This is a genomic window from Ruegeria sp. CDSC085 (genome assembly GCF_059610465.1).
This window is the reverse complement of the sequence record NZ_JBXWNR010000012.1, coordinates 1-26,874: the sequence shown is the minus strand read 5'-3', so window position 1 is coordinate 26,874 and position 26,874 is coordinate 1. Positions and strand designations below refer to the sequence as shown.

At 56.3% G+C, this 26,874-nt stretch carries 26 protein-coding genes; 17 read left to right on the top strand and 9 right to left on the bottom strand.

The annotated features are described in order from the left end of the window. Positions 1-126 precede the first annotated feature (126 nt). From fahA to AC2FJB_RS16105, 6 genes are all read left to right on the top strand, one after another. Positions 127-1,383, top strand: a complete 1,257-nt coding sequence (gene fahA / locus AC2FJB_RS16130; protein WP_496719561.1) for a fumarylacetoacetase — start codon at positions 127-129, stop codon at positions 1,381-1,383. Between the two features lie 10 nt (positions 1,384-1,393). Further along, positions 1,394-2,344, top strand: coding sequence for an MBL fold metallo-hydrolase (locus AC2FJB_RS16125; RefSeq protein ID WP_496719563.1), 951 nt, complete (start codon positions 1,394-1,396; stop codon positions 2,342-2,344). Between the two features lie 133 nt (positions 2,345-2,477). Next, entirely contained in the window at positions 2,478-4,088 is a 1,611-nt protein-coding gene (locus AC2FJB_RS16120; RefSeq protein WP_496719565.1) for an FAD-dependent oxidoreductase, read from the top strand. Positions 4,089-4,093: 5 nt separating this feature from the next. Then, complete coding sequence (locus AC2FJB_RS16115) at positions 4,094-4,291, top strand: DUF2783 domain-containing protein (protein WP_117869932.1); 198 nt, start codon at positions 4,094-4,096, stop codon at positions 4,289-4,291. 11 nt (positions 4,292-4,302) lie between these two features. Further along, positions 4,303-4,941, top strand: coding sequence for a maleylacetoacetate isomerase (gene maiA / locus AC2FJB_RS16110; RefSeq protein ID WP_496719567.1), 639 nt, complete (start codon positions 4,303-4,305; stop codon positions 4,939-4,941). Positions 4,942-5,027: 86 nt separating this feature from the next. Continuing rightward, positions 5,028-5,381, top strand: coding sequence for a DOPA 4,5-dioxygenase family protein (locus AC2FJB_RS16105; RefSeq protein WP_496719569.1), 354 nt, complete (start codon positions 5,028-5,030; stop codon positions 5,379-5,381). Here AC2FJB_RS16105 and AC2FJB_RS16100 read toward each other — a convergent pair. Then, complete coding sequence (locus AC2FJB_RS16100; RefSeq protein ID WP_496719570.1) at positions 5,360-6,988, bottom strand: acyl-CoA synthetase; 1,629 nt, start codon at positions 6,986-6,988, stop codon at positions 5,360-5,362. The two genes, AC2FJB_RS16105 and AC2FJB_RS16100, sit on opposite strands and share 22 nt — an antisense overlap. A gap of 221 nt (positions 6,989-7,209) precedes the next feature. Between AC2FJB_RS16100 and AC2FJB_RS16095 the strand changes: the two genes are divergently transcribed. Next, entirely contained in the window at positions 7,210-8,601 is a 1,392-nt protein-coding gene (locus AC2FJB_RS16095; protein ID WP_496719572.1) for an aminotransferase family protein, read from the top strand. Positions 8,602-8,763: 162 nt separating this feature from the next. Next, positions 8,764-9,225 carry a hypothetical protein gene (locus tag AC2FJB_RS16090; RefSeq protein WP_496719574.1) on the top strand — a complete coding sequence of 154 codons (462 nt, stop codon included), beginning with the start codon at positions 8,764-8,766 and terminating at the stop codon, positions 9,223-9,225. A gap of 950 nt (positions 9,226-10,175) precedes the next feature. On the opposite strand, the gene rplT is transcribed toward AC2FJB_RS16090, so the two are convergent. The 4 genes from rplT to AC2FJB_RS16070 all read right to left on the bottom strand — a co-directional run bounded on the left by rplT (position 10,176) and on the right by AC2FJB_RS16070 (position 12,940). After that, on the bottom strand, positions 10,176-10,541 hold the full coding sequence (gene rplT, locus AC2FJB_RS16085) for a 50S ribosomal protein L20 (protein ID WP_074737047.1): 366 nt from the start codon (positions 10,539-10,541) through the stop codon (positions 10,176-10,178). A 14-nt stretch (positions 10,542-10,555) separates the two neighbouring features. Further along, positions 10,556-10,756, bottom strand: coding sequence for a 50S ribosomal protein L35 (rpmI, locus tag AC2FJB_RS16080; protein ID WP_010443552.1), 201 nt, complete (start codon positions 10,754-10,756; stop codon positions 10,556-10,558). Positions 10,757-10,938: 182 nt separating this feature from the next. Beyond that, positions 10,939-12,489 carry an alanine/glycine:cation symporter family protein gene (locus tag AC2FJB_RS16075; protein WP_496719577.1) on the bottom strand — a complete coding sequence of 517 codons (1,551 nt, stop codon included), beginning with the start codon at positions 12,487-12,489 and terminating at the stop codon, positions 10,939-10,941. A gap of 13 nt (positions 12,490-12,502) precedes the next feature. Continuing rightward, the gene (locus AC2FJB_RS16070) at positions 12,503-12,940 is read right to left on the bottom strand and encodes a universal stress protein (protein ID WP_117869939.1); all 438 of its coding nucleotides are present in this window, start codon (positions 12,938-12,940) and stop codon (positions 12,503-12,505) included. 198 nt (positions 12,941-13,138) lie between these two features. Between AC2FJB_RS16070 and AC2FJB_RS16065 the strand changes: the two genes are divergently transcribed. Then, complete coding sequence (locus AC2FJB_RS16065) at positions 13,139-13,600, top strand: Lrp/AsnC ligand binding domain-containing protein (RefSeq protein ID WP_254683713.1); 462 nt, start codon at positions 13,139-13,141, stop codon at positions 13,598-13,600. A gap of 13 nt (positions 13,601-13,613) precedes the next feature. Here the strand turns inward: AC2FJB_RS16065 and pyk are convergent, their stop codons facing one another. Next, complete coding sequence (gene pyk / locus AC2FJB_RS16060; RefSeq protein WP_496719579.1) at positions 13,614-15,059, bottom strand: pyruvate kinase; 1,446 nt, start codon at positions 15,057-15,059, stop codon at positions 13,614-13,616. Between the two features lie 142 nt (positions 15,060-15,201). Between pyk and AC2FJB_RS16055 the strand changes: the two genes are divergently transcribed. The 3 genes from AC2FJB_RS16055 to AC2FJB_RS16045 all read left to right on the top strand — a co-directional run bounded on the left by AC2FJB_RS16055 (position 15,202) and on the right by AC2FJB_RS16045 (position 16,668). Beyond that, positions 15,202-15,939, top strand: coding sequence for an N-formylglutamate amidohydrolase (locus AC2FJB_RS16055; protein WP_496719581.1), 738 nt, complete (start codon positions 15,202-15,204; stop codon positions 15,937-15,939). 87 nt (positions 15,940-16,026) lie between these two features. Continuing rightward, positions 16,027-16,266 (top strand): DUF6868 family protein, encoded by a 240-nt coding sequence (locus AC2FJB_RS16050; RefSeq protein WP_117869943.1) that lies wholly within the window; start codon positions 16,027-16,029, stop codon positions 16,264-16,266. Between the two features lie 87 nt (positions 16,267-16,353). Then, positions 16,354-16,668 carry a DUF1244 domain-containing protein gene (locus tag AC2FJB_RS16045; protein ID WP_496719583.1) on the top strand — a complete coding sequence of 105 codons (315 nt, stop codon included), beginning with the start codon at positions 16,354-16,356 and terminating at the stop codon, positions 16,666-16,668. A 381-nt stretch (positions 16,669-17,049) separates the two neighbouring features. Here AC2FJB_RS16045 and AC2FJB_RS16040 read toward each other — a convergent pair whose 3' ends face one another. Beyond that, the gene (locus tag AC2FJB_RS16040; protein WP_496719585.1) at positions 17,050-18,036 is read right to left on the bottom strand and encodes a zinc-dependent alcohol dehydrogenase family protein; all 987 of its coding nucleotides are present in this window, start codon (positions 18,034-18,036) and stop codon (positions 17,050-17,052) included. A gap of 232 nt (positions 18,037-18,268) precedes the next feature. On the opposite strand from AC2FJB_RS16040, the gene AC2FJB_RS16035 reads away from it, so the two are divergent. The 4 genes from AC2FJB_RS16035 to AC2FJB_RS16020 all read left to right on the top strand — a co-directional run bounded on the left by AC2FJB_RS16035 (position 18,269) and on the right by AC2FJB_RS16020 (position 23,654). After that, on the top strand, positions 18,269-19,264 hold the full coding sequence (locus tag AC2FJB_RS16035) for an HlyD family secretion protein (RefSeq protein ID WP_496719587.1): 996 nt from the start codon (positions 18,269-18,271) through the stop codon (positions 19,262-19,264). Next, on the top strand, positions 19,261-21,957 hold the full coding sequence (rbbA, locus tag AC2FJB_RS16030) for a ribosome-associated ATPase/putative transporter RbbA (RefSeq protein ID WP_496719589.1): 2,697 nt from the start codon (positions 19,261-19,263) through the stop codon (positions 21,955-21,957). The genes AC2FJB_RS16035 and rbbA overlap by 4 nt, the downstream gene beginning before the upstream one ends. Further along, the gene (locus AC2FJB_RS16025) at positions 21,958-23,082 is read left to right on the top strand and encodes an ABC transporter permease (RefSeq protein WP_496719590.1); all 1,125 of its coding nucleotides are present in this window, start codon (positions 21,958-21,960) and stop codon (positions 23,080-23,082) included. A 143-nt stretch (positions 23,083-23,225) separates the two neighbouring features. Then, entirely contained in the window at positions 23,226-23,654 is a 429-nt protein-coding gene (locus tag AC2FJB_RS16020) for a hypothetical protein (protein ID WP_496719591.1), read from the top strand. 164 nt (positions 23,655-23,818) lie between these two features. Here the strand turns inward: AC2FJB_RS16020 and AC2FJB_RS16015 are convergent, their stop codons facing one another. Together AC2FJB_RS16015 and AC2FJB_RS16010 are read right to left on the bottom strand one after the other, a co-directional pair. Continuing rightward, positions 23,819-25,612 carry a PHA/PHB synthase family protein gene (locus AC2FJB_RS16015; RefSeq protein ID WP_496719593.1) on the bottom strand — a complete coding sequence of 598 codons (1,794 nt, stop codon included), beginning with the start codon at positions 25,610-25,612 and terminating at the stop codon, positions 23,819-23,821. Positions 25,613-25,798: 186 nt separating this feature from the next. Next, on the bottom strand, positions 25,799-26,176 hold the full coding sequence (locus AC2FJB_RS16010) for a nuclear transport factor 2 family protein (RefSeq protein WP_117869950.1): 378 nt from the start codon (positions 26,174-26,176) through the stop codon (positions 25,799-25,801). A 403-nt stretch (positions 26,177-26,579) separates the two neighbouring features. Between AC2FJB_RS16010 and AC2FJB_RS16005 the strand changes: the two genes are divergently transcribed. Continuing rightward, positions 26,580-26,874: cation-transporting P-type ATPase (locus tag AC2FJB_RS16005; RefSeq protein ID WP_496719595.1), on the top strand; the 295-nt coding region annotated here is incomplete at its 3' end.

Below are 26,874 nucleotides of genomic sequence, written 5' to 3'. Positions count from 1 at the left end.
GGTGTGCAGTGACGCGCCCCTCACATACGATGTGCCACAACCGAGGCGGCTTCGTGCTATTGCAATCGCTGTTCCGGAGTTAAAATCCTTCAGAACCTCTTAGAACATAACAAACAGGGGCAAGATATGCCTTTAATGACTTCCTGGGTTGCGTCGGCCAATGACGCGACACATCCGTTCCCACTGAACAACCTTCCGTACGGCGTCTTCTCAACCGAAGGTGATGATCCGCGCTGCGGCGTGGCCATCGGTGACATGATCCTTGACATTACCGCAGCCGAGGCCGAGGGCTTGATCTCCCTGACCGATGAGCCACTGTTCGACATGCCGTTCTGGAACCCTCTGATGGAGGAAGGTCCAGCCGTCTGGACCGCGCTGCGCGAACGGCTTATCAGCATTCTGGCCGAAGGTTCAGACGAGCAAGCCAAGGTCGAACCTCTGCTTGTCAAACAAGAAGACGCTGCAATGCATCTGCCCTTCGCCGTCAGCGAATACACCGACTTTTATGCAGGTCGAAACCATGCCTTCAACGTCGGCACCATGTTCCGGGGGCCCGAAAACGCTTTGCCGCCGAACTGGCTGCATATTCCGATTGGCTATAACGGCCGGGCATCCTCCGTCGTGGTATCGGGAACGGAAATTCGCCGCCCCTGGGGTCAGCTGAAAGCCCCCGATCAGGACTTGCCCGCCTTCCTGCCCAGCCGTCGCTTTGACATCGAGCTTGAGATGGGCGCGATTGTCGGAACACCCTCGGATGGTCCGATCACCGTGCAGGAAGCGGATGACACTATTTTCGGCTACGTGCTTCTGAATGACTGGTCCGCGCGGGACATCCAGGCATGGGAATACCAGCCGCTGGGTCCGTTTCAGGCAAAGGCCACGGCCACCTCGATCAGCCCATGGATCGTGACCAAGGCGGCCCTCGAGCCATTCCGCTGTGACACGCCGCCCCGCGAGTTCGAGCTGCTGGATCACCTCAAGGATTGCGGCCCGATGCTCTATGACATCGATCTGGCGATCACCATGGCACCTGCCGGGCAAACCACCACGACGATTGCCCGGACCAACTACAACCAGATGTACTATTCTGCTGCGCAGCAATTGGCGCATCACACGACATCAGGATGCCCCATGAACACGGGCGACCTGCTGGGATCCGGAACCATTTCCGGGCCAACCAAACCTGAACGCGGCTCGCTGCTGGAGCTCAGCTGGGGCGGCAAGGAACCCCTGACATTGGACAGCGGTGAAACCCGCAGCTTCATCGAGGATGGCGACACGTTGACCCTTACCGGTGCGGCCAGTGGCGACGGCTACACGATCGGCTTCGGTGAGTGTGTCGGCACCGTTCTGCCTGCTCTTGAAAACCCATATACACGATAAGGAACCCACCATGGCCAAAGCATTCGCGTCCCAGGGGGACATGTCGGAAAAAAAGATCAGCTTCACTGAAGTCGGAGAAGGGCTCTATGCCTTTACCGCCGAAGGCGACCCGAACTCGGGTGTGATCATCGGTGACGACAGCGTGATGATAGTCGAGGCGCAGGCGACTCCGCGTCTGGCAAACAAGGTGATCGAATGCGTGCGTTCCGTCACCGACAAACCGATCACGCATGTGGCCCTGACCCACTACCACGCAGTACGTGTTCTGGGCGCAAGCGCGTTCGGCGCACAGCAGATCCTGATGTCGGACATGGCCCGCGCCATGGTCGTGGAGCGAGGTCAGGAAGATTGGGACAGCGAATTCCAGCGTTTCCCGCGCCTGTTCGAAGGGCACGAAAGCATCCCCGGCCTGACCTGGCCCACCACCACCTTCAGCGATACGATGACCGTCTATCTGGGCAACCGCCGGATCGACCTGATGCATCTGGGCCGCGCGCATACGGCAGGCGATATCGTCATCCATGTGCCCGATCAGAACGTGATGTTCACCGGCGATATCGTCGAGTATCACTCGGCCTGCTATTGCGGCGATGGGCATTTCAGCGACTGGGGTGACACGCTGGACGAGATCAAGTGGTTCGATGTCGACGCCATTGCACCGGGGCGCGGCGATGCGCTGGTCGGCAGGGATATGGTGAATGCGGCCATTGAAAATACCCGCGATTTTGTCGAAAGCACCTACCGCCCGGCGGCCAAAGTTGCGGCACGTGGCGGCAGTCTGAAGGAAGCATGGGATGCAGTCCGAGCGGAATGTGACCCCAAATTTGCCGATTACGCGATCTACGAGCACTGCCTGCCGTTCAACGTGGCTCGCGCCTATGACGAAGCTCGCGGCATCGACACGCCCCGTATCTGGACCGCACAGCGCGATCTGGAGATGTGGGAGGCTCTGCAAGGTTGACGAAAAACGGTCGAGTTTGATCCAGATCGTTTTTTGCGGCGGGATTCGATGAAACCATAAGCCAAGGCCTCCGGCGCCCGTCGCCGGGGGACAGGATATGCAGCACATCGGTGCATCTGTTTGGGGGGAGCCCATGAACAAGATCTTTGAAACGCCGCTATACGGATATGAACGCAGCCCGGATCAGGACAGCCCGATGCCCGTCAGGCGCAAGGTCATCGTGATCGGTGCGGGCCCGGTTGGTCTGGCCGCCGCTATCGATCTGGCCCAACAGGGGGTCGAAGTCGTGGTTCTGGACGAGAACGACAAGGTCAGTTTTGGCAGCCGTGCCATCTGTTTTTCCCAACGCACGCTGGAAATTGCAGACCGGCTGGGTTGCGGTCAGCGATTGGTCGACAAAGGCGTTCTTTGGGACCGCGGCAAGGTCTTTTTCGATGATCGTCAGGTCTATGAATTCAACCTGCAACCGGACGAAGGTTACGCCAACCCGGCCTTCATCAACCTGCAGCAATACCACTTTGAAAACTACTTTGTAGAACGTGTTCGCGAGTTGCAGGCAGACGGCGCGCTGATCGAAATTCGCGGGCGCAACAAGGTTGAGGCGATCGGTACGCACGAAGACCACGTTCGGCTGGAAGTCGAAACCCCCGAAGGCCCTTATACACTCGAGACCGAATGGCTGATCGCCTGCGACGGCGCGGCGTCTCCCACCCGGCGGATGCTGGGTATCGATTTCGAAGGGCGCGTTTTCGAAGACAACTTCCTGATCGCGGACGTGATCATGGATGCCAATTTCCCCTCGGAACGCTGGTTCTGGTTTGACCCTCCGTTCAATCGCGGGCAATCCGCGCTTCTGCACAAGCAACCCGACAATGTCTGGCGTATTGACCTGCAACTGGGTTGGGACATCGACAAGGAACGCGAAAAGCGCCCCGAGAATGTGATCCCGCGCCTCAAGGCAATGCTTGGGGATGACGTCGAGTTTCAGCTGGAGTGGGTCTCGATTTATACATTCCAGTGTCGCCGCATGGAAAGCTTCCGCAAAGGACGAGTCCTTTTCGCAGGCGACAGCGCGCATCAGGTCAGCCCCTTTGGCGCGCGCGGTGCCAATTCCGGCATGCAGGACACTGACAACCTGTGCTGGAAGCTGAAACTGGTGCTGGATGGGAAAGCCCCCGAAAGCCTGCTGGACAGCTACAACGCGGAACGCGTGCACGGGGCTGATGAGAACATCCAGAAATCCAGCCGTTCGACCGATTTCATCACTCCGAAATCCGAGATGTCGCGGGTTCTGCGGGATGCGGTTCTGGACCTGAGCGAGCAGTACGAGTTTGCCCGTCCGTTGGTGAATTCAGGACGCCTGAGTCAACCTTGCACCTATGACAGCTCTTCGCTGAACTCTGCCGACGCGCTGGATGGCCCTGCCGAGACACGCCCCGGCTCGGCCTGCCCGGACGCGCCGCTGGGTGATGAGTTCCTGTTGCCCAGACTGGCAGGCAAATTCACCCTTTTGACAATTGACGCAGATGCCCCGGAGGTGCTGGAAGAAGACGGGGTTGAGGTCACGCGGTTGGCGCTGTCGGTCAAGGATGACCTGACCCTGGCGCTGAAACGTCGCTATCTGGGCGACGCAGCCAGCGCAGTTTATCTGATCCGCCCCGATCAGCACGTGGCGGCGCGACGGGACAGCTATGAAGAAAACAGTTTCCGGCATGCGATCCGCAGAGCCTGTGGTAAGGAGTAAGCGCGATGTCTGACCTGATCCTATCCCCGAATATCGACAATGCTGACGACTTCTATGCCGAGCTGTTGGCTGCGCATGAAGGGCTTGATAAAGCCGACAGCGACGCGCTGAACGCCCGACTGGTTCTGGTGCTGGCCAATCACATCGGCGACGAACAGGTGTTGTCTGACGCCATTCGCGCCGCCGCCTTGACCGACAATTGACGGATTGGAATGTGAGCGAAGTCGTCCTTTATGACTATTGGCGCTCCTCGGCCAGCTATCGGGTGCGGATCGCCCTGAATCTGGCCGGGATCGACTATCGCGCGGTTGTCGTCGACCTGGTGGATGGCGAACACAAGGGTGACGCACATATCGCGCGAAACCCACAAGGGTTCGTTCCGGTTCTGGATATTGACGGGCAGCGGCTGACGCAATCTCTGGCCATTCTCGACTATCTGGACAGAACACGTGAATTGAACCTTCTGCCCGACGATGCAGCGGGGCGCGCGCGCGTGCAGGCGCTGGCCTATGCGATTGCGGTGGACATTCACCCTGTTTGCAACCTGTCAGTTGCTCGACATGCGACCGCCCTCAGCAAAGACCCATCCGATATGCCCGGAGAGTGGATGCGGCACTTCATCCGGCCGGGATTGCAGGCCTTTGAGACCATGTTAGGTGAGTTTGAACAAACCCCCTATTGTGTTGGTTCGCAGCCCGGCCTCGCTGACATTTGCCTGATCCCGCAGATCTACAACGCGCGCCGGTGGAAGGTCGATTTATCGGACATGCCCCGTCTGTTGGAGGTCGAAAAGGCCTGCGCCGGTCACCCGGCATTTGTCGCAGCACATCCTGAAGCGCAAGCACCCCAATAACCTTGCACAGATCCTGTGTGCTTGTGCGCCTAGGCGTCTGGCCCGATCGGACTTAGCTTTGTTTCATCAAAGCAATAGAGGTTCTGATGCCCGAGATCACCGGCTACCATGCCCATGTCTATTTTGAAGCCGACACGCAGAACACGGCACAACAAGTCTGCGAAGAGGCCGCCCGTCTGTTCCCCGTCCAGATGGGGCGCATGCATTGCCGTAATGTCGGCCCCCACCCGCGCTGGAGCTGCCAGTTGAGCTTTGCGGCTGATGCCTTTGATCAGGTCACTCCGTGGTTGATGCTGAACCGGCGGGGCCTTTCGGTTTTCACCCACCCGGAAACCGGCGACCATCTGGCCGATCACCGCGATCGCGCGATCTGGATGGGTGAAATGCTGGATCTGGACCTGTCGATCTTTGCCAAGCTTCAGCCCAGCGCCCGCGCCTGATCCCGCAGAACGAATTTCTGCACCTTACCGGTTGAAGTCTTCGGCAGGGTGCCAAACACCACGGTCTTGGGCGCTTTGAAATGGGCCATGTTGTCCCGGCAAAAGGCAATCAGCTCTGCCTCGGTCGCGGTCGCGTCAGGCTTCAGCTCAACAAAAGCGCAGGGGGTTTCGCCCCATTTCTCGTCTGGCCGGGCCACAACCGCCGCTTCCATGACTGCCGGGTGTTTGTAGAGGATACCCTCGACCTCGACGGACGAGATATTCTCGCCGCCTGAAATGATGATGTCCTTGGAACGGTCTTTGAGCGCGATATAGCCATCCGGGTGCATGACGCCTAAATCGCCGGATGCAAACCAGCCGCCCTTGAAGGCCCCATCCGTGGCATCAGGGTTCTTGAGATACCCTTTCATCACCACATTGCCCTGCATAAAGATCTCGCCCATGGTTTCGCCGTCCGCGGGAACGGGCTCCATCGTTTCGGGATCGGCTACCATCAGACCAGACAGCGCCGAATACCGCACGCCCTGCCGTACTTTCAGAGCGGCGCGGTCTTCGGGTCCCTTGTCGTTCCATTCATCCTTCCACGCACAAACGACCGAGGGCCCGTAAGTCTCTGTCAGGCCATAAACGTGTGTGACTTCGACCCCCATCGCCTCCATCGCTTCGATCACGGCGGCAGGCGGCGGAGCGCCCGCGGTCATCACCTTGATTTGATGGTCAAAGTCTTTCAATTCATCTGGCGCGTGGGCCAACATGTTCAAAACGATAGGAGCGCCACAGAAATGGGTGACTTTCTCATAGCGGAATGCCGCATAGATAGGTTCGGCACGCACGGCGCGCAGACAGATGGACACGCCTGCATTGGCTGCCATGGCCCAAGGGAAGCACCAGCCATTGCAGTGAAACATCGGCAAGGTCCACAGATATATCGAATGCTTGGGCATATCCCAGTCCAGCAAATCCGATTGTGCATTCAGGGTAGCGCCGCGGTGGTGATAGACCACGCCCTTGGGATTGCCCGTTGTACCGGACGTATAGTTCAGTGTGATAGCGTCCCATTCATCCTCGGGCAGTGACCAGTCAAACTCGGGATCTCCCCCTGAAATCAGGGCGTCATAGGTCAGGCTGCCGAGCCTTTCACCACCATCAAAGCTGGGATCCTCGATGTCGATTACCAGAATATCATGATCAACCTGCTCCAGCGCCTCTTTCACGACGCCGGAAAATTCGGGATCAACCAACAATGCCTTGGTTTCGGCGTGGTTCAGGATGAAAGCGACTATCGGCGCATCCAGGCGCGTGTTGATGGCGTTCAGAACGGCGCCCGCCATGGGCACACCAAAATGCGCTTCATACATTTCGGGGATGTTTGCAGCGATAATTGATACGGTATCACCCTTTACGATACCTCGTGCATTCAAGGCACCCGCCAGTCGACGGCACCGGGTATAGGTTTCAGCCCAGGTATACCGCCGCTCACCATAAACGACCGACGGGTAATCGGGATAAACCTGCGCCGTGCGCTCAATAAACGAGAGGGGCGACAAGGGTGTGTAATTCGCCCGGCATTTGTCCAAATGACGCTCATAGATATTGGTCGCTGCCAACTGCTGATCCTCCCTGCACTCGGTTTGCGCGACTTGAGCATAAACTTGGTGCTCTGACAAATCCGTAGTATCACGATACCCTTATTGACTGGCAATACGAGATGGTGCGATCTGGCCCTACTTAGATCCGGCCATTCGCGGTGATCTGAAGCATCTTAAACATAGGCCGGGGCATACCGTTTCCCCACCCCGTGCACCGCATCTCACTGAAAGGACTTGTCATGGACGGCACGTTCAACGAAAACGATCTTTCCCGCGTGGTCGAGGCTGACCGCGCCCATATCTGGCATCATCTGATCCAGCATAAACCCTTTGAAGCCAATGACCCCCGCATCATTGTCGAAGGCAAAGGCATGCGCGTCTGGGACCAGAAAGGCAAAGAGCATCTGGATGCGGTTTCCGGCGGTGTCTGGACTGTCAACGTGGGCTATGGCCGCGAATCGATCTGTAAGGCCGTATACGACCAGCTGATGAAGTTGTGCTATTTCGCCAATTCGGCCGGCTCGATCCCCGGCGCGATCTTTGCCGAGCAACTGATCGACAAGATGCCCGGCATGAGCCGCGTTTATTACACCAACTCGGGTTCTGAGGCGAACGAGAAAGCGTTTAAAATGGTGCGCCAGATCGCGCACAAGAAGTACGGCGGCAAGAAGACCAAGATCCTGTATCGTGACCGCGACTATCACGGCTCGACGCTGGCAACCATGTCGGCAGGTGGTCAGGACGAACGTACTGCACAATACGGCCCCTTCGCCCCTGATTTTGTGCGCGTGCCCCACTGCATGGAATACCGCAAGCACGAGCTGGACGGCGCCCCCGAAGAGAACTTCGGCGAATGGGCCGCAGACCAAATCGAAGCCGTGATCCTGCGCGAAGGCCCCGACACCGTTGGCGCGCTGTGCCTTGAGCCGGTGACCGCAGGTGGCGGCGTGATCGAGGCGCCTGAAGGCTATTGGCAGCGCGTGCAGGAGATCTGCAAAAAGTACGACATCCTGCTGCACATCGACGAAGTTGTCTGCGGCGTTGGTCGTACCGGCACCTGGTTCGGGTACCAGCAGTACGGCATCAAGCCGGACTTCGTGACGATGGCTAAGGGCGTTGCCTCGGGCTATGCGGCGATTGCCGTAATGGTGACCACCGAAGAAGTCTTTGACATGTTCAAAGACGACATGTCGGACCCGATGAGCTATTTCCGCGACATCTCGACCTTTGGTGGCTGCACCGCCGGTCCGGCCGCTGCGATCGAGAACATGCGCATCATCGAAGACGAGAACCTGCTGCAGAACTGCATTGATATGGGCGACCGGATGTTGGGCAACCTGCAGGCGCTGATGGATAAGCACGAAGTTATCGGCGACGTGCGCGGCAAGGGTCTGTTCCTGGGTGCCGAACTGGTTTCCGACCGGGCCACCAAAGAGCCCATGGACGAGAAAAAGGTTCAGGCGGTTGTTGCCGACTGTATGGCGCAGGGCGTCATCATCGGGGCCACCAACCGTTCGATCCCCAGCCGCAACAACACGCTGTGCTTCTCGCCCGCACTGATTGCAACCGCAGACGACATCGACCAGATCACTGATGCGGTCGACGGCGCACTGGGTCGTGTATTCGGCTGAACCTAACTGAATAAATCTGCCACCACTCATGCAATCACGGCGGATGAACTTGGACCGGCGCGCCCACCGCGCCGGTTTTTTTGTGTTTACACACACGGGTTTGTCAAAAGCGCCAACTCAAGTACCCTGTGGTTATCACACCCCATGCAGGAGACGTGTCCAATGGTACTAAAGCTCATCCGAAGCCTCGCGGCCGTGGCCATCCTTGCGGTTGCCACCCCTTCCAGCGCCAATGAAGGCAGCGGCTTTCCCCAGATCGTCGGCACCTGGCACGGCACCTATCTGGTGGCCTTCGCCAAATCGAACCCAAACCACGACAAAGGACTGCTGCAAACCGAGATGGAGCTGGAGGTCACAAAGCTGGACGGCAACCTGATCACGGCCACCAACCGCTGGCGGCGCATCGGCGACAAAGACTGGATCGTTGAAGAAGCTATGGGCACCTTCAGCCTTGACGACCCCACCCGCTTTGTTCTGGCCGAGGCTGGGATATCGGGCGATGACGTTTCAGCTGGGATTTTCAACGGTGTCTATCTGGATGACGTGATTATGGTCACTTATGTTGGTCCGGGGACTGGCGTAGCCTTTGCAGCGCAGTTGGTGAAGAAAGACAGTAGCAAGTAGTCATAGGGCGAGTGTTGGTATTTTGAAGCCGCAATGAAGCTGGGAATTCCAACGTCGGCTATGCGGACAAAGCTGATCTTGGACAGCGCACTCGGATGAGATACGAATTTAAATCCATAGTTGTGATACAGCGCAAATTAGCTTGGAGCATAAATTCAGTTGAAAGCCGCATCTTCGTTTTTTGTGCTTATTTTCTGGTATAGCAGTTGGCTCCCAATCTCACTGGATAGATGGGCGCTTTCGGCCATTGCAATCTGTACCCTTGGATGGCTCGCGGTACTTCTTGTCCAAAAGCCACTAAAGGAATACCGGTGGCCAGCTTGAGCACTGTCGGTGCTCACAGTCCTCGTTCTGATTGGCGGGGCTTTACTCGCTTTTGCGGCGTTGGCTTTAGGTACACCAGTTGATGGGGCAATCACCTTGTTTTTCGTCGTGGGGTTTGCCGGCTATCTACAATTGCTTGCTGATATTATTACACCAAGGCGGACCTCGCGGTGGTTCCCTCGAAGAGGTTTCTTGGTCCTCTTTCTTCTTGCAACGTGGTCTTGGGTTTCAGCAATAGGCATGTACGTTCATCGTGGGGCGGCTAGCGATACACAAGAGGCATGTATTCTTGTGCCCAAACCAACTCGATATGACACTGAACTCATTTCCATTTGGGAAATGCGTCTTCCTGAAGTCGCGACGAGTAGGACGGGACCGACCGGCACAGTAATTCTGGACTATCATGCCATCCTAGTAGCTCCATCTGACCAGCGAACTGAGGTCTACAACTGGTCAAAAAAGCGGATGCGCTTCGAAATTCTCGACACAAAACTCAATCGATATTTACCGACTTTGTGCCCATAGATCTGTTGCGTTTGGGCTCTAAGCTGACTTAAGTACTTCCCAAACAAAAAAAGGCCGTCCCAAACGGGACGGCCCTTCTTTCACTGTCTCTTTTCAGAGGATCAGGCAGTCAGAGCGGCCTGGGCTTGGGCGACGATCGCGCCGAACGCTTCCGGTTCGTGCACGGCCAGATCGGCCAGAACTTTGCGGTCCACTTCGATACCGGCCAATGTCAGGCCGTTGATGAAGCGGGAATATGTCAGTGCCTCGTCATGCGAACGGACAGCAGCGTTGATACGCTGGATCCACAGCGCGCGGAAGTTGCGCTTGCGGTTCTTGCGGTCGCGGGTTGCGTACTGGTTGGCCTTGTCTACGGCCTGACGGGCAACCTTGAAGGTGCTCTTGCGGCGGCCATAGTAACCTTTGGCAGCCTTGATGACCTTCTTGTGACGGGCGTGAGTTACGGTTCCACCTTTAACGCGGGACATGTCTTAATCTCCTCTTATCGGTCGTAGGGCATATAGCCCTTGACGATTTTGGCGTCGGGGGCGGACAGGGTGGTGTTGCCACGGGCGTCGCGGATGAACTTTTTGGTCCGCTTGATCATGCCGTGACGTTTGCCGGCCTGGCCAGCAAGGACCTTACCGGTCGCAGTCACCTTAAAGCGCTTTTTGGCGCTCGACTTTGTCTTCATCTTAGGCATTTCCGTCTCCTTTCGGGGTTCGGTTTCAGACGCGACTCGGCATGCCATCTCGGCCGGTCACGCGATCAGAAGCGCCATTTACGCAAGTTCGACCATACTGGCAAGGGGGTTTGGACCAGAATCTGCGCTTTTTACAGGCTGATCAGGCACCGGGGCGACCAAGGCCGCCCCAGTGATTGGGTTTAGTGTTCGAATTTGCGGATTTCACCGGTTTTCAATCGCTCAGAGTAAGAGGCCAGCTCTTGACGCACCACTTTCATCAGGAAGTAGAGCGCAAAGACGTTGACCACCGCCATCGCAAAGATCGCTGCATCCGAGAAGTCGATGACCGGGCCAAGATTGGCCGCCGCCCCGATGACGACGAAGATACAGAAGATGACCTTGAAGATCAGCTCTTTGGTGTGGCCCTCACCGAACAGGTAAGTCCAGGCCTTGAGGCCATAGTAGGACCAACTGATCATGGTCGAGAAGGCAAACAGAATCACCGCAACCGCCAGGATATACGGGAAGAAACTGAATGCGCTGCCGAAAGCGGCAGAAGTCAGACTGACGCCCGAGTTGCCGTCAACAGTGGCAATCGCCGTACCGGCCTCATTCAGCATGTAGTTGCCGGTTTCCGGATCGATGATCAATTGCTGGGTGATGATGATGACCAGAGCGGTCATTGTGCAGATCACCACGGTATCGATAAACGGTTCCAGCAACGACACGAAGCCTTCGGTGATCGGCTCCTTGGTCCGAACAGCCGAGTGTGCAATCGCCGCCGAGCCAACACCCGCTTCGTTCGAAAACGCCGCACGTTTGAAGCCCTGGATCAGCGCGCCAACCATGCCGCCTGCAACACCCAGACCGGTGAAGGCGCCGGCGAAGATCTGGCCAAAGGCCCAGCCGATCATATCCGCATTCATCAGGATGATGACAAGAGCGGTCAGAACGTAGAGAACGCCCATGAACGGTACGACCTTCTCAGTCACCCGCGCGATAGACTTCAGGCCGCCGACGATGACCATGAAAACAACCGCTGCGAAGACCAGCCCTGTGATCCAGCCAGGATAATCACCGACGATGCCCGCGATCTGCTGATGCGCCTGATTGGCCTGGAACATGTTGCCCCCGCCCAGCGCGCCAAGGATACAGAAGATCGAGAACAGAACAGCAAGGATCTTGCCACCCGGCAAACCCAATTCGTTGAACCCCTTGGACATATAGTACATCGGGCCACCCGAAACGGTGCCATCTTCGTACTCGTTGCGGTATTTCACGCCCAGCGTACATTCGGTGAATTTCGACGCCATACCCAGAAGACCCGCCAGGATCATCCAGAAGGTTGCGCCCGGTCCGCCGATGCCGACGGCCACAGCGACGCCCGCGATATTCCCCAAGCCGACTGTGCCCGAAAGCGCCGTGGCCAGAGCCTGAAAGTGGCTGACCTCGCCCGCATCATTAGGGTCGGAATAGTCACCTTTGACAAGGCTGATTGCGTGACTGAAGAACCGCATCTGCACAAAAGCAAAGTACAGAGTGAAGACCGTCGCAGCGATCACCAGCCACATCACGATCCACGGAAAGCTGGTCCCGGGAAATGGCGCGAAGATGAAGCCAACGAATGGACCGGTCAGGTCAGCGAAAGCCTGGTTGATTTTTTCATCAAGCCCCGGAGCGTCTTGCGCAAAGGCAGGGCTAGCGACAATAGCGGCGGCCGTTGAGGCGCCGAGTTGTTTTAGCATTCTCATTTTGTCCCTCCCTTCAGTTCACAACCGTGACCGGAACATCGGCATGCATCACAAGGTTTTGCGTCGAGCTGCCGAAGATACGTTTCTTGATCCCGTCCGCCGAAGACCGGCCAACAACGATCTGCGAGCCGCCCATTTCCATTGTAATGGTGTTCAAGGTCTCCGCCACATCGCCATGACGAACTACACCCTGCGCTTCAAAACCAGCCTCTCTGAGGGCCTCAACGGCAGGTGTCACGATACGCGACGTAGCCAGATCAACCTCTTCTTCCCTTCGTTTGTGACGCTGTGCGTTTTCTTCCGGTGTCTGAAAGGTGTAAGGGGACCATTCGATCACATAAGCGACCACCAATTCACACGTCCCGATCAGCTTTGCCAAATCCTTTGCAAAGGCAATCACGCGCTCACCGGTCTCTGTCCCGTCGAGTCCTATGACAATCTTTGTTGTCATGTCGTTCCTCCATTTTTTTTCATTTGGCCGGGGCCCGTGCCCCCGACAGGGCAGCCGGAACTTGGAACTTTCAATAAGACCGCCCTTTGGTAAGTATCAGGAATTTTCACTAGGAATTGGAGATTTTTTTGGTCTATATTCAGTGGAATTTGTCGTTTTGCACTAAAAATACAGGGAATATTACTGATTAGCAGAGAATTGGATAATATCGACCAACGCATCCTGAACGAGCTTGAGGCCAATGGTCGGCTCTCAATAGTTGAGCTTGCAGCGCGCGTAAACCTTACGAATACGCCCTGCTCTGAACGTGTGAAACGGCTGGAAAAGAACGGCTATATCAAGGGCTACAGCGCCATAGTCGACAAAGAACGGATTGGGCTGGCCCTACTGACCGTCGTGCAGGTGTCGCTGACCGCGACCGCGGAACAATCCCTGGAAAAGTTCAACGAGGCCGTACGCAATGTGCCGGAAATCGAAAGCTGCCTGATGGTGGCAGGGTCGTTTGATTATCTTCTGACTGTCCGCACCCGCGATATTGCGCATTTCCGGATGATACTGGGCGAGAAAATAAACAAGCTGCCCGGAATTCACCAAACCAGCTCCTTCACGGTCATGGAAGCCGTGAAAGAACCTGTTGGCCAACGGGTGCCGGAAACCTGAAGCCGGTTTCTGATTATTCGGGATCAGTGCTGTAGATCAGACGCTCGTCACACGGGGCCACACGTAGAATGTTGGTCGTGCCAGGCACGTTGAACGGCACGCCCGCAGTGACGACAATCTGATCGGTCTCGGTTGCAAAGCCCCCTGCCCTGGCTGCGCGAGCCGCGTTTACTACCGCGCTTTTGAACCGTTCGAGCTCGGGCGTCATGACGCAGTTGCAACCCCAGGTCAGGCAAAGTCTGCGCGCCGTTCCCATCAGCGACGTCATTGCGATAATCGGAACACCGGGACGTTCGCGCGCGGTCAATGCGGCTGTCGTGCCACTTTGCGTAAAACAGCAGATCGCCTTGATTTCGGTTTTCTCGGCTATTTCGCGCGCCGCGGCAACGATCGCGTCCGCAACGGTGGTTCCCTTGGCGGTACGCGAGGCGGCGATGATCTGCGTATATGTCGGGTCGGCTTCGACTTCGATGGCAACCTTGTTCATCGTCTGCACGGCTTCGATCGGATAGGCACCGGCCGCCGATTCCGCGCTGAGCATGATGGCATCCGTACCTTCGTAGATCGCTGTCGCAACGTCCGACACTTCGGCACGGGTCGGCATCGGGCTTTCGATCATGCTTTCCAGCATCTGTGTTGCAACGATGACGGGTTTGGCCGACCCACGGCATTTTCGAACCAGGCGTTTCTGGATCGGAGGCACGGCAGATACAGGCAGTTCCACGCCCAGGTCGCCTCGCGCCACCATGATCCCGTCCGACGCATCAAGGATGTCGTCAAACGCCTCAACTGCGGCAGGTTTTTCAATCTTGGACAGGATCGCCGCGCGGCCGTCAGCAAGTGCGCGGGCCTCGAAAACGTCTTTGGCGCGCTGCACGAAGCTCAGCGCCAACCAGTCGACGCCCAGTTGGCAGACAAACTCCAGATCCTCTCGATCTTTCGCCGACAAAGCCGCCAGCGGCAGCACCACATCGGGAACGTTGACGCCCTTGCGATTCGAGATCGTGCCCCCCACCTCAACCGTGCAATTTGCATAATCCTGTCCGCAGTCCTGAACAGTCAGACGGATCTTGCCGTCATTAACGAGCAGGCGCGCGCCCGGTTCCAGCACCGCAAAGATCTCGGGATGCGGCAGGCAGACCCGGTTGATGTCGCCAGCATCAGGGTTGAGGTCGAGACGGAAAGCTGCGCCTTCTTCCAGATCCTCTGCCTCATTGGCAAAAACACCAACGCGCAGCTTGGGCCCCTGAAGGTCGGCCAGAATGGCAATCGGGCTGTCCAGGTCCTTTTCCACCTGTCGAATGATCTTGTGCCGTTCGCGGATCTCATCATGGCTGCCATGGCTCATGTTCAGACGAAAGACATCTGCGCCAGCCTCGTGCAGGGCACGAATCGTGTCATAGTCATTTGACGCTGGCCCCAGCGTCGCCACGATTTTCACATTTCTCAGGCGTCGCATTAGCATAGACCTCCTTACATCATCTCAGGTTTGCAGATCAGCTTCCGCAAAATGTTACCGCAAACATCATTTCGATGCTTATTGCGCAATTCCCTTTTCAAAGCAACTGCCCTACACCTGCGGCAAACTAGATGACAGGCTCATGACATACACCCCGTTTTTCGTCCACGGTGCGGATCGCCCGTCGCGCTGGCTGATCACATGCGACCACGCCACCAATACTGTTCCCCCAGACGTAAATGGCGGCGACCTCGGTTTGCCGCGCGAGGATATGGAACGCCACATCGCCTATGATGTCGGCGCGTATGAGGTGTCGAAAAATTTAGGTGAGATCCTGAACGCGCCGGTGATCGCCGCCAACTTCTCGCGGTTGGTAATCGACCCAAACCGGGGTGAAGACGATCCGACGCTGTTGATGAAACTCTATGATGGCTCAATCATCCCCGGCAATCGCCATGCAGATGACGACGAACGCGAACGTCGCCTGAACATGTGCTACCGCCCCTATCACGAGGCACTGGCGCAAATGGCGGCCCTGCCCCATGCGGTGATCGTTTCGATGCATTCCTTCACCCGCCAACTGCGCGGTCGTGAACCGCGTCCATGGCACATTGGCGTGCTGCACACCTTGGACGAACGGTTCTCGCGCCCTCTGGTCGCAAGACTTCAGGCCGAGGATGATCTGTGTGTTGGCGTCAACGAGCCGTATTCCGGAGTTTTGCCGGGGGATGCGATTGACAAACACTGCACCGCGTTCGGACGCCCAAACGCACTGATCGAGCTGCGCAACGACTTGATCGCGGACCATGCGGGGCAAAGGGAATGGGCCGAACGATTGGCTCCTATGCTGCAAGATGCATTGGAAGCCAGCGACCTTTGACCGCAAGTCTCACACGCGCTTTAACGTTCATCACGCTATTGTGAGAAAACCTCTCGATCCCCATATGAACAGGGAAAGGGGGTCATCGTGACACTAGAGCTTCTGACGACTTTTTTTGGTTGGATGGCCGTGCTCAATATCGCGGTTCTTCTGTTTACCACCCTGATGGTTCTGCTCTTGCAGGATTGGATCGCAGGCATTCACGGCAGGATGTTTCAGATGGAACGCCCCGATGTGAAACGCGCGTATTTCAGGTACCTTGCAAACTACAAGATCCTGACGCTGGTCTTCTGCATCGTACCGTGGCTGGCATTGAAACTGATGTGAAAACGCACTGGTGCAGGTCAGATTGTTGTAACAGGACCGCTGGGTTGTTAGGTCAGATTCAACACAATCGCCATCCGGAGCCACATCATGGACAAGCAAACCGAAATCGAACTTCAGGCTGCCGCGTTTCGCCGGTTGCAAAAGCACCTGTTGGAAGACCGCACGGACGTTCAGAACATCGACATGATGAACCTCGCCGGTTTTTGTCGCAACTGCCTGTCGCGCTGGTATCAGGAAGCCGCGAACGAAAAGGGTATCGAGCTGGGCAAGGATGAAGCCCGCGAGATTTTCTACGGCATGACAATGGATGAATGGAAATCCAAGTATCAAACTGAGGCCAACCCCGAGAAGCAGGCCGCCTTCAAGGTTGCGTTCGAAGAAAACGTCGGCAGGAAAGACTGACAGCGCAAAGTTCAAAAAAGGCCTGCCAATCCGGCAGGCCATCTGATGTGGATTGCCGCCTCAAGCTGTTGTGCCGCGTGCCAAACAAATCAACGGCTGCCCTGAGCCCAGAAAAGGTATTTGGCGTGCATTATCCAACTGACTCGCAGATTACGTGATGGCCCCGGCGCTGAGCTGGTCCGCAAGCTGATCTAACACCAACCTGATCCTACGCCTGTGTTGTATTCCGAGTTGGCGACAAGCTAAACCGGGAACTCAGGGTCAGGACCCATTGATTTCCATTTGGAGAGATGTCTCACGGTTCGAAAAACGAGCGGTGAAAGAAAGTCGTCAGCTTTATGGGGCGGGTGGTCGCATTTTAGAGTACCTTGGGGCCGTTGGTCAGGGAACCAAAACCGCTGCCCCTTGCAACCGCCCAGCACTCAGATCCGCGAGGGCTATGTTGGCATCCCTTAGTGAATATCTTTGCGTCTGTGTCTGGATGCCTGCGGTTTGGACAATTGCGAAAAACTCTTCACCATCCTTGCGCGTTAGGTTTGCGACAGACAGGATATGTCGTTCCCCCCACAGATCGCTGTATGGAAATTTGGGGATGTCGCTCATGTGAATCCCACCGCAAACCACGCGGCCGCCCTTTCGTACGGCGCGCAGCGCTTTGGGCACAAGGGACCCGACGGGCGCGAAAATGATCGCAGCATCCAGTTCTGCTAGTGGTTGTTCGTCAGACCCACCCGCCCATACTGCTCCCAAATCACGCGCGAATTCCTGTGCCTCGATATCGCCGGGTCGGGTCAGCGCATAGACGTTTCGACCCTGCCAGACTGCCAATTGCGCCAAGATATGCGCGGCGGCTCCAAACCCATAGAACCCAATGTTCCTGGCTTCTTCAGCCATTCGCAAACAGCGGAACCCTATAAGCCCAGCACATAACAACGGGGCCAGTGCAACCGGATCGGCGACCTCTGGCAGCGCAAAGACGTAGCGTGCATCCGCAAGGCAGGCTTCGGCAAATCCTCCGTTTCGTGTGTATCCAGTGAATATCGGCGCATCACACAGGTTTTCCTGTGCGCTTCGGCAATAAGGACACTGACCACAGGTGGACGCAAGCCAAGGCACGCCGACGCGCTGCCCGATTTCCAAGCCTGTCACTTCATCGCCCTTACGCAGGATTCGTCCAACAATTTCGTGACCGGGAACCAGTGGAAGTTCAGGATGCTTGAGGTCTCCATCGACGACGTGCAGATCAGTGCGACAAACACCACAGGCCTCAATCTGGATATGTATATCATGAGCGCCTGGTGCTGGAAGTTCGATGCCCTCCAGTCTCAGCGCGCGGCCGACACCTTTGAAAACCATTGCGCGTGTCATGTTGTATCACTCCAAAAACAATTACTCGGGATCATCCGCGTTTTTTGCTTCCTCTCGTTGCAAGTCACGGGGCGCACGAACCCGGCTTTCGGACGATCCCTAAACGTGGAACAGAGTTTCGACTATCGGCACGATAGCACACGCGCGCCTTAGAAACGCTTGATCCATCGCAAAGCCTCCGATCCAGACACGTACTAGACTGACCGTCGAATTCAATGATCAGGCAAAAGCTATGAAGAAGAGTTCGCCCATCTTTTTTGCTCTGGCAGTCGTCGTGATCGCTGGCGCGGTTTTTTATTCCGTTATTTCCCAAAACGGCAATCAAATGCCGAATGGTTTCGTTCAGGGAAATGGACGGATTGAGGCCGAGCAGGTTGAGATTGCACCGACAATCGCAGGTCGCGTTGCCAAGGTTCTGGCACCTGAGGGTGGCATGGTTGCCGCGGGTGATGTTCTTGCCGAGATGGACATAGATGAATTGTCCGCTGCGCTGGATCGGGCAAAAGCTGAGGTGGCGCTGGAGCGCCAAACAAAAGCTGAAGCCGAGGCTTTGGTTCTTCAACGCCAGAGTGAGCAGCGCAGGGCAGCGCAAGAGCTTGAACGCGCAACGGCGTTGTTGACCGGGAACACTATCTCTGAGACGGTTTTCGAAGAACGCGAAACCATCCATCAAGTTGCTGCTGCTGTGTTGGGTGCCGCCAAGGCCCGTGTTGCAACCGCAGAAAGCCGGATTGCCGCTGCCGAGGCCGAAGTGCGCCGGATTGAGGCGCAGATTGAAGACAGTACCTTGCTGGCACCAATGCCGGGGCGTGTCCTTTATCGATTGGCAGAACCCGGCGAGGTCGTCGGATCGGGCGAGCCGATCCTGACCCTTCTCAGTCTTGAGAACGTGTATATGGAAGTATTTCTTCCAGCGCGCGAAGCCGGGCTGTTGCCGATCGGCGCCGAGGCTCGCATCGTGCTTGACGCTTTGCCCGAATACGCCACGCCCGCATATGTCAGCTTTGTCTCTCCCGAGGCACAGTTCACACCCAAACAGGTCGAAACCCTGGATGAACGCGAGCAACTGGTCTTTCGCGTCCGCGTCCGTATCCCCCAGGACCTGGTTGAAAGCCGGATTGAACATGTAAAAACTGGCCTGCGTGGGATTGCCGTGATCCGGATCAACCCTGCCAGCGCGTGGCCCGAGGCGCTTGAACAGCGCATCCCGCAAGAGCTGTTCGAATGAATTTGGCGGCCGCCGCGTCAGAATTTCGCATCGCCGGTGTTACGCACAGGTATCGAAAACACGTCGCGCTGAGCTCTGTATCCTTGGAACTTCCGACCGGACAGCTTGTCGGTTTCATAGGACCGGATGGGGTGGGCAAGTCCACATTGCTTGGCTTGATCACAGGTGCAAAGAAACTGCAATCCGGGTCAATCAACGTTCTAGGCGGTGCAATAGATGAGCCCGCTCATCGTCGACGTATATGTCCCGCGATCGCATTCATGCCGCAAGGTTTGGGTCGGAACCTCTATTCAGAACTGTCGGTACGCGAAAACTTGGAATTCTTCTCGGGGCTGTTCGGCCAGGGGCACGTTGAACGTGATATACGGATCGCCGCGTTGCTAACGGCGACAGGGCTTGCGCCTTTTGAGGATCGCTTGATGGGCAAACTCTCTGGCGGGATGAAACAGAAGCTGGGCCTGTGCTGTGCATTGATTCATGACCCTAAGCTCCTGGTTCTGGATGAACCGACAACCGGTGTCGATCCGTTGTCACGTCAACAGTTCTGGACGTTGATCCGAGCGATCCGAGCGGAAAACCCTAAGCTCTCTGTTCTGGTGTCGACTGCCTATATGGAGGAGGCCGCAGGCTTTGACCGGATCGTTGCGATGGACGCAGGTCGCGTCATCTTTCAGGGCAAACCCGCCGAATTGAAGCGCGACGACAAGGACTTCGAAACCGCCTACCGACGCTTGCGGACCGATGGGGCGTCTGGTTCAGAGCCGGATCAAACAATCGTTCGACAGATCGACACGGATCCGGTGATCACTGCTCGCGGGCTGACACGGCGCTTTGGCGATTTCACCGCCGTGAACAACGTCGACTTCTCAATCAATCGCGGAGAAATTTTCGGGTTTCTGGGATCAAACGGCTGCGGCAAATCCACGACGATGAAGATGCTGACCGGTTTGCTGCCGGCCAGCTCAGGTGAGGCATCGCTATTCGGCAAACCCGTTGACGCCCGGGATCGAAAAGTACGTCGCGATATTGGGTACATGAGCCAGGCTTTCTCATTATACGGAGAATTGTCGGTGCACCAGAACCTGCAGTTACATGCCCGCATCTTTGCGATCCGTGACCGTGACGCGCGCATTGCGGAATTGACGGAACGCTTCGGACTGGCCGCACATCGTGATACCTTGGCGGCCACTTTGCCCCTTGGGATCAAACAGCGCCTATCTTTGGCAGTTGCAATCATCCATCGCCCGCGTGTGCTGATTTTGGATGAGCCGACCTCCGGGGTGGACCCCGAGGCACGAGATACGTTTTGGGCATTGCTCGTTGAATTGTCGCGAAAAGACGCGGTAACGATCTTTGTCTCCACCCACTTCATGGCAGAGGCAGAACGATGTGACCGGGTTTCGTTCATGCATGCAGGCCAGGTCTTGGCCGAAGGCGCCCCAGCCGAACTGATTGCCGCCGAAGGTGCAGACAGCCTTGAGGAGGCCTTCATCTCAATTCTAGAGGCGGCGGAAAAACCAGCGCCGGTTGCAGCGCCAAAAGTTGACGTAACGACCAGTTCAAAACATGTGGGCGGAAGTGTCGGGCGTGCACTGGCTTATACACGACGCGAGGCCGTCGAAGTGGCGCGCGATCCTGTTCGGCTTGCCTTTGCGTTTCTTGGGTCTGCCATTTTGATGTTAGTTTTCTGCTTTGGCATTACGCTAGACATTGAAGAGCTGGATTTTGCAGTTCTGGACCTTTCTCAGGGTCCTGAAAGCCGGGCTTATGCGACTGAGTTCGCGGGGTCGTCCTACTTCAAACCCACGCCCCCCTTGAACAGCGCTGTGGAAGGGCGCAACCGGCTAAAGGCCGGAGACGTTTCACTGGTCATAGAGTTGCCACCGGACTTCGGCCGTAAGCTGCGCACAGGAGAGCCGACACAGGTCCTCGCGACAGTCGATGGTGCCATTCCGTTCAAAGGCGAGACGGTTGAAGGATATGTCGCGGGGCTGCATCAGACCTTTCTGGATGAATACGCCCGTAACACCGGACAACGTGACTTCGAGATTGCCCGGATAGAACCACGATTTCGCTACAATCAGAGTTTTGAGAGCATTGCAGCAATGGCCCCGGCCATGCCGGCGATTCTGCTTATCATGTTGCCGGCCGTCTTGACGGCGGTCAGTGTCGCGCGTGAGCGGGAGCTGGGATCTGTGGTGAACTTCTACGTAACGCCGACAACTCGGCTCGAATTCCTGATCGGCAAGCAAATCCCCTACATTGCAATTGCTTTCGCGAACTTTCTGCTGCTGGCAGCGATGACCATTTTCGTCTTCGGCGTGCCGCTCAAAGGCGATCCCATTCCGCTGGCGGTCGGTGCTTTATTGTATGTCTGGGCAACGACGTCCTACGGATTGCTGATTGCCACAATGACATCCAGTCAGGTGGCGGCGACATTTGCGACGGCCATCGCCTCGGTTGTGCCAACCATCCAATTCTCGGGCCTATTGCAACCTGTTTCCACATTGGAAGGGGGAGCTCAGGTTATTGGCTCGCTCTGGCCGTCTTCTTACTTTCTTCATTTGAACGTCGGCGCGTTCACCAAGGGCTTGGGTTGGGAATCCCTTGCGCCGGACATTCTGGCGCTTGCCTGTTTCGGGCCGGTGCTGACACTAATCGCCGCTCTTTGCCTCCGTGCGCAGGAGAAGTGAATGCAACGCCTCTATTGCATATTCTGGCTAGGGCTTAAGGAAATGATGAGCCTGCGCCGCGATTGGGTGATGATGGCCTTGCTGGTCTGGTCGTTCACGCTGGCTCCGATCATGGAGGCGACAGGCGTTGCAAGCTCGGTGAACAACGCCTCGATCGCATTTGCAGATGAGGATAACTCTCCATTGTCGCGGACCCTTGCCACCGCGTTTTTCCCGCCGGAGTTTCAACCGGTCGTGCAAATTGAACCGGGGACCGGCCCAACGCATATGGATGCCGGGCGGTTTATCTTTATTGTCGCCATTCCGCCAGGGTTCGAAAAAGACCTGCGTGCCAGACGCACGCCAGAGATTCAGGTTCTGATAGACGCCACGGCCATGGAGCAGGCAGGTATCGGCGCCAACTACATCACCAACATTCTGAGCGCCGAGATCCATCGCTTTGCAATCGGTGTAGATCTCATGGATCCACCCTCAATCAATGTCATTCTGAGAAGCGCCTTCAACCAAAACAGAGATACGGTGCGTTTTGCAGGCATCGTTGCGCTGATTGGTCAGATCATGTGGCTCACGACCATCCTGACGGGTGCTGCCATGATCCGGGAGAGAGAGCACGGAACAATTGAGCATCTGCTGGCCATGCCCTTAACCCCGCTTGACATCGCTTTGGCGAAAATCTGGGCCAATGCGGCCGTTGTCCTGATCGCTGCCGGGTTATCGCTGGCCTTCGTCATGCAGGGCTCGCTGGACATTCGAATTGCCGGGTCAAAAACACTGTTTCTTTGTGGAACGGCGCTCTTTCTGTTTACAGCCACAGCACTTGGGGTCTTTCTGGCAACGATCGCGCGCTCGATGGCACAGTTTGCGCTTCTGGTCATGCTGATTGTCCTGCCAATGCTTATGCTATCCGGAGGGGAAACACCTGTCGAAGGGCAGCCAGCCTGGCTGCAAACCGGAACGCTGCTTCTGCCGTCGCGCCACTATATGTCAGCCAGCCAAGCAATCGTTTTCAAAGGTGCTGGAATCGAAATGATCTGGCCGGAATTCGTTTGGATGGCTGTGTTGGGTTTGGCACTGTTAATGACAAGCCTGTTTATGTTCCGAAGGTCGGTCGCCCAGATGAGCTGATATGAACCGGTCGCGTGCGCCGTCTCCAGGCATATCGGGAACGACAGTGCGCAAATACCTCGCGAATTTGATCTCGGTTAATGTGAATGCGCCTGTAGACATGGTAAAATCGGCTCACCGTCTTCTTTCTAGGGAGAGTCCAAATGCCTACAAAATCAGCCAAACCCGAAATACAGGAAGCCCTTACCGACGCGTTGAAATCCATGCGGGGCGTGATGTCCATGAACCCGGTGGTCGCACCGCAGATCGAACAGTTTTGGAAAGCGCAGGACCATCTGCTGAGCGAGGCGGAGGAATACTCGCGTCTCTGGTTCAAACGCCGCCACGAAGCTACACGTACTGCGCTGCAAACAGCCCGGGAAACCACGACTGGCGACAACCCGGATCCGGCCAAAACGATGCAGGCCGTCGCCGATTGGCAACATCATTCCATAGAACGAATGGTGGAAGATGCACGTGAGTGGTTCGAAATGGTGTCACGCTGTGCAAAACACGTGAGCGAAACAGAAGCAGACGCCATCGGCGAAAGCATGGAAGCTGCCTCCAAGGCCGCGGGCAAATCCAAAAGCTAGAACCGATTAAACCCGTTTGACGCAGCCTGTCTTCGACAGGCGTGGTCCTATCTGACCATTCACGTATCGCAGGCCAAGCCGAGTGATTATTATTGCGATAGCGCTCTGCCAGTTTTGCATGTTTGTCCACACATGGCTGACCAAGCAAAGCTGGGGCCTAGCGTTCAGGTCTGATGAATGTAAGTGCCCGGCGCTTTGGGCAGTTTTGCGACCCCCTTTCGTTTTCCCCCCATCAGCGGGGGCGCAGTTTCACCAGACGAACGGCCTTTTATCCAATCCGCCATCGCTGGCCACCAGGAACCTTGCCGTATTTCCGTCGCTTCAAGCCATTCATCCGGTGAGGTATACAGCGCATCCGCCGGTCTATGGCTCTGACGATAGTGGCGATGCTTGTGCCCCGGCTCGCTCAGGATGCCGCCGTTGTGACCGCCATTGGTCAACACGAATGTCAGGTCTCCGTCAGTAAAAAGGCGTATCTTGTAAACTGAGCGCCACGGAGCAATGTGATCTGATTCCGTTCCGACCACAAACATGGGAACGCGTATGTCCTTAAGCGCGACAACCCGTCCTTCGACGGCAAACCGTCCGGCGCTCAGTCGGTTTTCTAAGAACAGTCCGCGCAGATACTCGGAATGCATCCGTGCGGGCATCCGGGTTGTATCATTGTTCCAGACGGTCAGGTCTGTTGGAAGATCGTCTTCACCCAAAAAATAGCGCCGCACTGCCCGCGCATAGATCAGGTCTTCGGCGCGGATAGTTGTAAAAGTCCGAGACATCTGAGGGCGGTCCAAACAGCCCTGCAACCACATCAGGTCTTCGACAAAAGCGACTTGGCTCTCGTCGATAAACAGCAAAAGCTCACCGGCCTCGGCAAAATCAACCTGCGCTGCCATGAGTGTGACGCTGGCAAGCCGATCATCGCCATCACGTTGCATCACCGCAGCCGCAATCGCCAGAAGTGTACCGCCAAGGCAATATCCATTGGTGTGTATCTTTTGACCCGGGATGATTGTTTCGATGGCGTCAATCGCTGCCATAACGCCATTCAGGCGGTAATCCTCCAAGCTAAGGTTAGCTTGATCAGCCGTGGGATTGACCCAAGACATCATGAACACAGTAAAGCCCTGCTGGACTAGGTATCGCACCATGGAGTTTTCAGCAGAGAGGTCGAGTACATAGTATTTCATGATCCAGGCAGGCACAAAAAGGATAGGTTCGGCCTGCACGCTCTTGGTGCGCGGTGTGTATTGAATCAGCTCGAACAGCGTATTGCGAAAAACGACCCTGCCGGGAGTTGCGGCAAGGTCTTTGCCAACCTCATAACCCTGAGGGGCAAGTTCGTGTTCTTGCGTTATGGTATGGGCAACATCCTCAATGAAATGCGCGCTGCCCTCTATCAGATTGCGACCACCGGTCTGGAAAGTGCGGTTGATTATTTCCGGGTTTGACCATGGGAAATTCGATGGGGAGATGAGATCCAGGGCCTGGCGGATTTGAAACTGAGCTCGTTCCGCGTCGCGGGGTGCGATGCCCGGTATTTCGTCCGTTGCTGCCTGCCACCAATCCTGTGCGCTTAGAAAGGCTTGCTGCCATAGCGAAAATGGCGCCTTCTGCCAGCCGGGTGCACTGAAGCGGTGGTCTTGTTTGCGTGGCTGAAAAGGCGGAGTAGCTTTTGCTCCAATCGCCATCTCGCAGGCATAGACCCAGAGTTTTGCAGTATCGCGTGCTGCGCGCTCTGTCAGTTCAAGCTGGCGCCCGGGGGAACGACCCAGATGCATGGCCCAATCCATCCAAGTGGCCATAATCGAATGCGGCGATACACCGGCGGTGGCACGGGCTAGTGCCGCGCGCGTAGCGCGGTCAAGTTTCTCATAGGGGTGTCGCGGGGTATTCTGCCCAGTGTCTGCCGCAGGAATCTTGTCTTCAGCAGACAGCTTGTCAGGAGGTAATTCAGTCATCTGGGTTCTCCGATCTGGGCAAAGTGCTATAAAGCTGCGATCTTAAACCTTCGCGGCCACCAAGCCCGGAACGACCAAGCAACCGCCCATCTTCATTGGACATACTTCTTGCCGCCGCACGGAGTCTGCGACCCCTCCTGCAGAAGCAGCAAGCGTCCGGCAACCCGTATTGCTAGGCGTCTTTCGCTATTTCGGCAGCATAAAGAACTCTTCCAGTACAATCTTGCCATCCTCAACGGAATAAATGGCAATCTCGCTAAGAGTCATGCTTTGTCCCGTGTCTTTCTGCACGACCTCGGCGTTGAAACCCACCCCAAAGCGATTGGGTGGATGAACATAGGGGCCGTCTACAGTAAGCTCCTTGATTTCATGTGTTTTCAGCCAGTCTTCTCGCTTCGCCTTGATGGCATCGCGACCCTTTGTAATCCGAAATTGCCTTACCGGAGGCACAACCGCCTCTACGGACTGAGCGTTTTCTGCGTACATTTCGTCAACGCTTATTAAGCCTTTGCGATCACGCATCGCCTGAACAAATGCCCGGCCTATTTCGACTAGCGCTTCCATGCAAGACCTCCTGTTATGTTGATGACTGTACTTCTGCGCACTGCGTGCAACCTTGACGAAGATCAAAATGGAACAGCCCTGAGCATTTGATTGTACGGCCTGCGGTTCTCATTCACGCGATGGAACCGAAAGATACCCTTTGGAACCGCGACGTCACTGCTGTGCTATACAACGCACACAATCCGAATTGCATAAAGGAAGCTGTGAAAATCGCGCACACTTCAATCCCGCGTCGTTGAGTTGAACCACATCAAATACGGCCACGGCAGGACCGCATATAAAGGAATCGCTCAACCATAAGCCTGTCGTGACGGTGCGACTTGGCCGTCGTCACAAGGGCGCATCAATCCCAAGTTCACTGCTGCAACGACATCTCTGAGACGTGTCTTAAACGGAGTTTGAAATGCCAGAACGCCTTAAAGTTCTGCCTGAAACACCTGGAGCCCTGCCGCACACGCAAGAAAGTGCTGATGTGCTTAAGGACCTGCAAACAATGGCCACCGGGCTTACTTCAGAACAAGCTAAACTCCGTCTTGAGAAATTCGGACGCAACGAGCCGCCGCCGTCACACAGGCGAAATGTGATCCTGCGGTTCCTGGCTCACTTCCACAATGTTCTGATTGTCCGTCGTCAGGGATTTTGGGACAGATGGCGGCGTAATCTAAGAGAGGATCTGGCTCATCTGTCTGGATTGATTA